The organism is Pelistega indica (assembly GCF_000506865.1).
Lineage (GTDB): Bacteria > Pseudomonadota > Gammaproteobacteria > Burkholderiales > Burkholderiaceae_B > Taylorella > Taylorella indica.
This window is the reverse complement of sequence record NZ_AYSV01000014.1, coordinates 1-5,782: the sequence shown is the minus strand read 5'-3', so window position 1 is coordinate 5,782 and position 5,782 is coordinate 1. Positions and strand designations below refer to the sequence as shown.

Below are 5,782 nucleotides of genomic sequence, written 5' to 3'. Positions count from 1 at the left end.
TCAGGCTCAATGGCCATGACCCTTATGCTTAYCWKAAGGATGTGTTGGAACGATTGCCGACACAGAAAGCGAAGGACATTACTGAGCTTCTGCCTCATCGTTGGCAAGCGCCAAACGACACCAAGAATTAACACAATGCCCCGACAAAATCGGGGCATTGAACGTTTAAAAACGGAAGTCAATCGGAGTTCACCGGACGCTTACTTTAATAGCAGAGACTGTTGGCTTTAGGACCTTTTGTTCACGAAAAATGCTTGCGAGAGGATGGACATTAGATTCCATCCTCTTCAATTAGTCATATTCCTATTATGATTCACTCAATTCAGTAATTGGGTATTCTGATGGACCAGATAATACAATTCTATATCCGTCAGGATCTCGTAACCATACTTCCCATTGCCTAGCTCGTTCATTGAAAAATGGTTCTTTATCCAACTTGGTATGATTATCACGTAATCTCTTGATGGCTTCATCAAAATTATCAATACTTATCCAGATTAAAACACCGTTTCCTAGTGTCCCCTCTGGAGTTAATAAGATACCATGATTCTCATCAGGATCCATGTTATGAAGTTGCAGAATGAGTTTCCCATTGTGAATCAGTTGTTCGTAATGAGACCCACCGTGTCCTTTGGCTAATCCGAGATTATTTTTGTACCACTCAGCACTTAATTGCACATCTTGGACAGTTATTAATGTTTGATTATGCATTAATTAGTTCCTCTGCTTTTGCTATCTCAACTGCATTATAGTCGTTGAGATTCACTAAATAAATTAGTTGAATTTGTTTTTACCTACATATTTGCCTACTATATCTTGACGTAGTTATTTTATTCCAACTAGTGGTTTTTATATTATATATATCAATAAGTTAAATAAAAAATAGGGCGACTTGTTGGAGTTTTTGGAGATCTAGAGATATTTTTGCTTTAACTTCCTTTAATAAAAAGTTCAGTATTAAATTTGAATGATGTTGTGAATACCGCTAAACCGCATATAAAAAAACGCCTCTAAAGGGCGTTTTAAATGTTGTTTTAGAGGTTATTTAGTTTTTTTGCTTTTAATAGGTTGGTTATCTTCCAATAAAAATACTTCTTTACTAAGGATTTCTTTAATTTTGGCTGTAGGTAATCCAGCGTCTTTTAATTCGGCTTTCTAGTTTTGCTAAACGTTGATTAAATAACTGTTTGGCTTCATAAACTCCACGAGCGATGAAATCGGCGTTTAAATCGCTTTCAAGTCTGTAAAACTTGATGTTAGAAACGCAACTAAAAAACCAGTCATATCTAGCTGTTAATTCTTGAATAGCTAATGTCCCATGAGCTTCACTAATGCCATCGTTACCTAAATAAACACTACCTTGTAAATGGTTAAATCCATGCTTTAACAGGATTGCTTTTATATCAGCATAAGCGTTTTGATAGCTCATGGCATGATATTGTTCTCTTAAACAATCTGTATCCATGTCGAATGTGATTAATACTTACTCATATTTGGTTAACCTCTTCAATGTTTTTCTGGCTAGGGAGTATTGTACTAATTAGTTGTTTTAGATGCGTTAACAATGCTATGTAAAGCATATAGATTATTTACTTGTTGAATGATATTTAGCTGTTCTTCTGTTGAGAGAGTAGCTAACTTCTCTAACATTTCTATTAAGTGAACGCCATATTGTTCTACAGTTGCCGTTTTTCCTGATATAACGTAATCAAGATTAATTTTCTTGTGAGTAGAGTTATTGATGTAGTTATATAAAGCAGGGATTGGAAATAGGTTATCTAATCTTGCTTGTACAAATTCATCACCTGTTATGTCTAGTGCTCTGATAACATCCAAATCATTTGCAAGACCTGATACTTTCTTTAGCCGTCTATTAATTTCTTCAAAAGTGGATAACTTACCCGTCATGATAAATTGGTAATCAATTTCTCTCCATGGCTCTCTTCTGATAAGTTCTTTTAGGTTTTCTTCAGGGAAGCTATTACGTTGTTTCCTACTTGCAAAAGTAGATTGTGCCATTCCTAAAAGTTGAGCTATATCACTATCTTTCTCAATGTTTAGAAAAATTTTTAAGCGATTTAATATTTGATCAAATAATGACATAAAAATCTTGACAATAGATTTAAAAACATATAATCTCATTTTATCGATTATTTTAAATAAAATGAGATAAAAATAAATTTAATTCAATTTAATTAGTCTATTTTAAAGGAAAATCATATGACATGTGAATTATTAACGATAAAAGAAGTTGCCAAATTGTTAAATATTGGTGAAACCTCAATCTACTTAAAACTTAACCCTAAATACGAACAATACGACCCTAGCTTTCCTAAGCCAATTAAGGTGGGTTTAAAAGCTAATCGTTGGACTCGTCAGGCAATTGAGAATTGGGTGTTTTCACTTTCAAATGGAGGGAATAGACAGGTGAGTCATTAATTTTTTCATTCATGAATATAAGGAGTTTTAACTTATGACTAGCCAAAAAAAAACTCTTGGCGGGAACCAAGAGGAAACTAAATTAAGTGAGGATATTGTATATCCAACTATAGATAAAAACAAGGGTAACAGTAGTTTTGAAATAACTAATTTTACAGAGATGAAACCTCAAAAAATTGATTGGTTAATTGATGGGTTTATTCCACAGGGTGCAATTACCTTACTCTCAGGGGAGCCGGGAACAGGCAAAACCACATTGGTTTGTAAGTTAATTGCCTATATAACTAATGGTGAAGAAGTTTATGAAGGTTTTAAACCTACAACAAAAGGAAGTGTTGTTATTTATTCATCAGAAGATTCCCCAAATGCTGTATTAATGCATCGCTTATTTGTTTCTGGTGTAGTTCAAGAAAAGGTTGATTATCTTCAAAACAATTTTTTAACTTCTCCTTCAAAGTGTCTAGATAATTTTTTTCAGATTATAACTGAACGCTATCTCAATAATTCTAACAATGATTTAAAAGCTATTGTCATTGACCCTTTTCATGATTTTGTTGATGGTGATAACAATAATTCAAAAGATGTAGCAAAAGCCATGCAAAAATTAAATGCATTTGCTGAAAAACATAACCTAGCTATCATTGGTATTCACCATTTTTCAAAAGGTGGAAAAGATGTCAATTTAACAGATAGAGTAACTGGGTCGGTTCAGTATTTGGCAAAAGCAAGAGTTGTTTTGGGGGCAATAAGACATGAAGAATCCTCTTATTTTGGCATTATTAAATCTAACTATGGACGTATTGATAAAAGTTTTAGGTATGAAATTTGTACAAGAGTACAAAAATATGATGGTATAGATGAATCATATATTACTAGCGAAGTGATTTTTAATAAATATTATGAGTTTTTTTCTCTTCAAAATATTATTGATAATAAAACACCATTAACCAAACCTGAAATTAAACAAAAACAATCTATAGAGAAATTAGAAAATTTTCTAATAGAAAATAATGGCTCTTATTTAGCTTCTAATCTTGAAAAAGATCTTGTACCTAGCATGTTTAAAAGCAAACATGAACTCAGAAAGGCAAAAGAAAACTCTAATAATATTTCAAGCCAACGAATAAATAACCAGTGGTACTGTGTCTATACCGTAGCCAATGAAAATGGAGAAAATGAATGAAGATTTTTTTGTTTATCTAAAAAGAACTCCCTAACTTATTCGTTAAGTTAGGGTAGTTTTATATAAATTGTTCAGTTAGAGCATGAGCTAAATCTATACTAACCGCCGCTAGGGGTATCCTCATTAGGTTCTGACCATGCTTTTGATCGAATATGACTAGGTAAGGGGCGTTGCCCCTTTTTTTGTAGATGATTTTCAGATAAAAAATAAGGTGGTTGAGGCACGTTTGTCTCTGCTTGAGTTTGCCTAGATGTGATTAGTGTGTCTTTTTCATTAATGTGCTGGGGTAGCAAAAGATTACTTGGCATTTTAATTAATAGTCATGATATTTGGAATTTTTGAATAGTATAGAATAAATTAATCCAAACATATCAAATTGTAGAAAATAGCCCAAAGGGCGTTTCCTAACAAGTCACATGACTTGTTAGGGATTTTTTTGGTAAAAGTGGTCACTTTTGCCGGCAACTGCCTATCCTGCATTATAGTTTTTTAATGTTTATTTAAACATCATTTAATATACTTAATATAAATTTATCTTAAATTTAATCTAATTTAAATATAATTTAATATTTAATTAATGTTTAAATAATATTAAATAATTACTAAACCATATTAATCTATAGTTAAATTGAACCTACCCCATTCTTAACACAGCTTTAAAGTAGAATATGCTCTCTGCCTGTACTCGACAGGACTTAAACGATCTAATGACTCATGAGGTCTTTCAGTATTGTAAATGTTTATCCACGCCTCTGTATGCCAACGCACCTGATCGAGCGTCGTGAATAAATGCATATCCAACACTTCCTCACGGTAGGTTCGATTGAACCGCTCAATATAGGCGTTCTGATAAGGGCATCCCGGCTCAATAAAGTCAATCAGAATGCCTCGCTGCTGCGCCCACTGCGTGAACTCTGTGGAAGTAAACTCAGGCCCGTTGTCCGTACGAATACACTGCGGATATCCATGGGCTTCCCCAAGCTGATCTAAAAAGCGAGTCACCCGAATAGCGGGCAGACTCACCCCTATGTCGATGCCTAGCACCTCACGGTTAAAGTCATCTATCACGTTAAGTGTACGGAACCGACGGCGACCCGTCAGACCATCCGACATAAAATCAATTGACCAACTGCTTCGTGCCATGACCGGTTGCGTCAATGGCATCGGATGCCTTGCCGGTAAACGCTGTTTGCGTTTGCTTCGTAGCTGTAATCGAAGCTGATGATAGACGCGTTGTACGCGTTTATGATTCCATGTATGACCTAAGGCGCGTAAGCGGTCAAAACACTTCACAAAGCCCCAGCGAGGATGACGTTCGGTGAGCCTAAGCAAGACCTCTTCAACGAAACTATCGTCAACTTGGCGTTTACGGTAGTAATAAGCCGTGCGGCTAATACCGACTGCTTGGCAGCTTTTAACGATACTCACTTGATGCCTTGCCTGTAGGTCACGAGCCCAAGCCTTACGTGTTTCTACAGGCACTAGAGCTTTTTTATAATCTCCTCCTGCATACGGGCCATCAAACTCAACTCAGCGTACATCTTCTTAAGCCGCTCGTGCTCTTGCTCAATCTGCTTAAGGCGCTTCAGCTCCGACGCTTCTAGGCCATCATACTTGGAACGCCACTTGTAAAAGGTGGAAACAGCAATACCTTCTTGGCGACATAGTTCAGCGATAGGCTCGCCGGCCTCTGCTCGCTTTAATAAAGCAATGATCTGCTCTTCACGCTTACGTTTGCTCATTGTAAAACTCCTAATTATCAATTAAATTTTAAAGGAAATTTCTACATTTGAGCTGTATTAATTTAGGGGGTGGCTACCTTATCAATCCACTTTAAAAAATGCACGCAAGAAAAAATTAATTGATATTTATAATATGCAGAAATTCAGATCACATCTGACATATGAATTGTAATGTCTCTGATTGATTATAAAAACCAAGAATTACTATGTATACTCTGATGTGTAGAAGTTCAGACCAAATCTGACAAATGAGTTGCAAAAAAGAGAGTTTCCCGTTTGAATAAGAGGTGCGAATCTTTTAAACAAACAAAAGGAAACTCTCATGTTACATACTACCAATAATGTGATTAAACATAAAGCAGGACTGCTTAATTTAGCAGAGACAATTAAAAAATRTGTCGCAAGCATGACAAAATTA

8 protein-coding genes are annotated in these 5,782 nt (G+C 35.2%); 3 read left to right on the top strand and 5 right to left on the bottom strand.

The window, feature by feature from the left end; all coding sequences use genetic code 11:
• Window positions 1–131 (top strand): transposase domain-containing protein (locus V757_RS27820; RefSeq protein WP_147628819.1); only part of this gene is annotated, 131 nt, incomplete at its 5' end.
• Window positions 132–306: 175 nt separating this feature from the next.
• Here the strand turns inward: V757_RS27820 and V757_RS17130 are convergent.
• The 3 genes from V757_RS17130 to V757_RS27350 form a co-directional block, all read right to left on the bottom strand.
• A complete protein-coding gene (locus tag V757_RS17130) occupies window positions 307–711 on the bottom strand; it encodes a VOC family protein (RefSeq protein ID WP_023949285.1) in 405 nt (134 codons plus the stop codon).
• A gap of 400 nt (window positions 712–1,111) precedes the next feature.
• A complete protein-coding gene (locus tag V757_RS17125) occupies window positions 1,112–1,429 on the bottom strand; it encodes a hypothetical protein (protein ID WP_245586945.1) in 318 nt (105 codons plus the stop codon).
• A 107-nt stretch (window positions 1,430–1,536) separates the two neighbouring features.
• Complete coding sequence (locus V757_RS27350; protein WP_023949283.1) at window positions 1,537–2,103, bottom strand: helix-turn-helix domain-containing protein; 567 nt, start codon at window positions 2,101–2,103, stop codon at window positions 1,537–1,539.
• Between the two features lie 117 nt (window positions 2,104–2,220).
• Between V757_RS27350 and V757_RS17115 the strand changes: the two genes are divergently transcribed.
• Together V757_RS17115 and V757_RS17110 are read left to right on the top strand one after the other, a co-directional pair.
• Window positions 2,221–2,439, top strand: a complete 219-nt coding sequence (locus tag V757_RS17115; protein WP_023949281.1) for a helix-turn-helix transcriptional regulator — start codon at window positions 2,221–2,223, stop codon at window positions 2,437–2,439.
• 34 nt (window positions 2,440–2,473) lie between these two features.
• Window positions 2,474–3,622 carry an AAA family ATPase gene (locus V757_RS17110; RefSeq protein ID WP_023949279.1) on the top strand — a complete coding sequence of 383 codons (1,149 nt, stop codon included), beginning with the start codon at window positions 2,474–2,476 and terminating at the stop codon, window positions 3,620–3,622.
• 98 nt (window positions 3,623–3,720) lie between these two features.
• On the opposite strand, the gene V757_RS29535 is transcribed toward V757_RS17110, so the two are convergent.
• Together V757_RS29535 and V757_RS17105 are read right to left on the bottom strand one after the other, a co-directional pair.
• On the bottom strand, window positions 3,721–3,846 hold the full coding sequence (locus tag V757_RS29535) for a hypothetical protein (RefSeq protein ID WP_261796420.1): 126 nt from the start codon (window positions 3,844–3,846) through the stop codon (window positions 3,721–3,723).
• Between the two features lie 421 nt (window positions 3,847–4,267).
• Window positions 4,268–5,364 (bottom strand): IS3 family transposase gene (locus V757_RS17105; protein ID WP_390621553.1). Its coding sequence is split into 2 segments (ribosomal slippage): window positions 4,268–5,118 and window positions 5,118–5,364, totalling 1,098 coding nucleotides; the frame shifts between segments, so codons are not numbered across the junction.
• Between the last annotated feature and the right edge of the window lie 418 nt (window positions 5,365–5,782).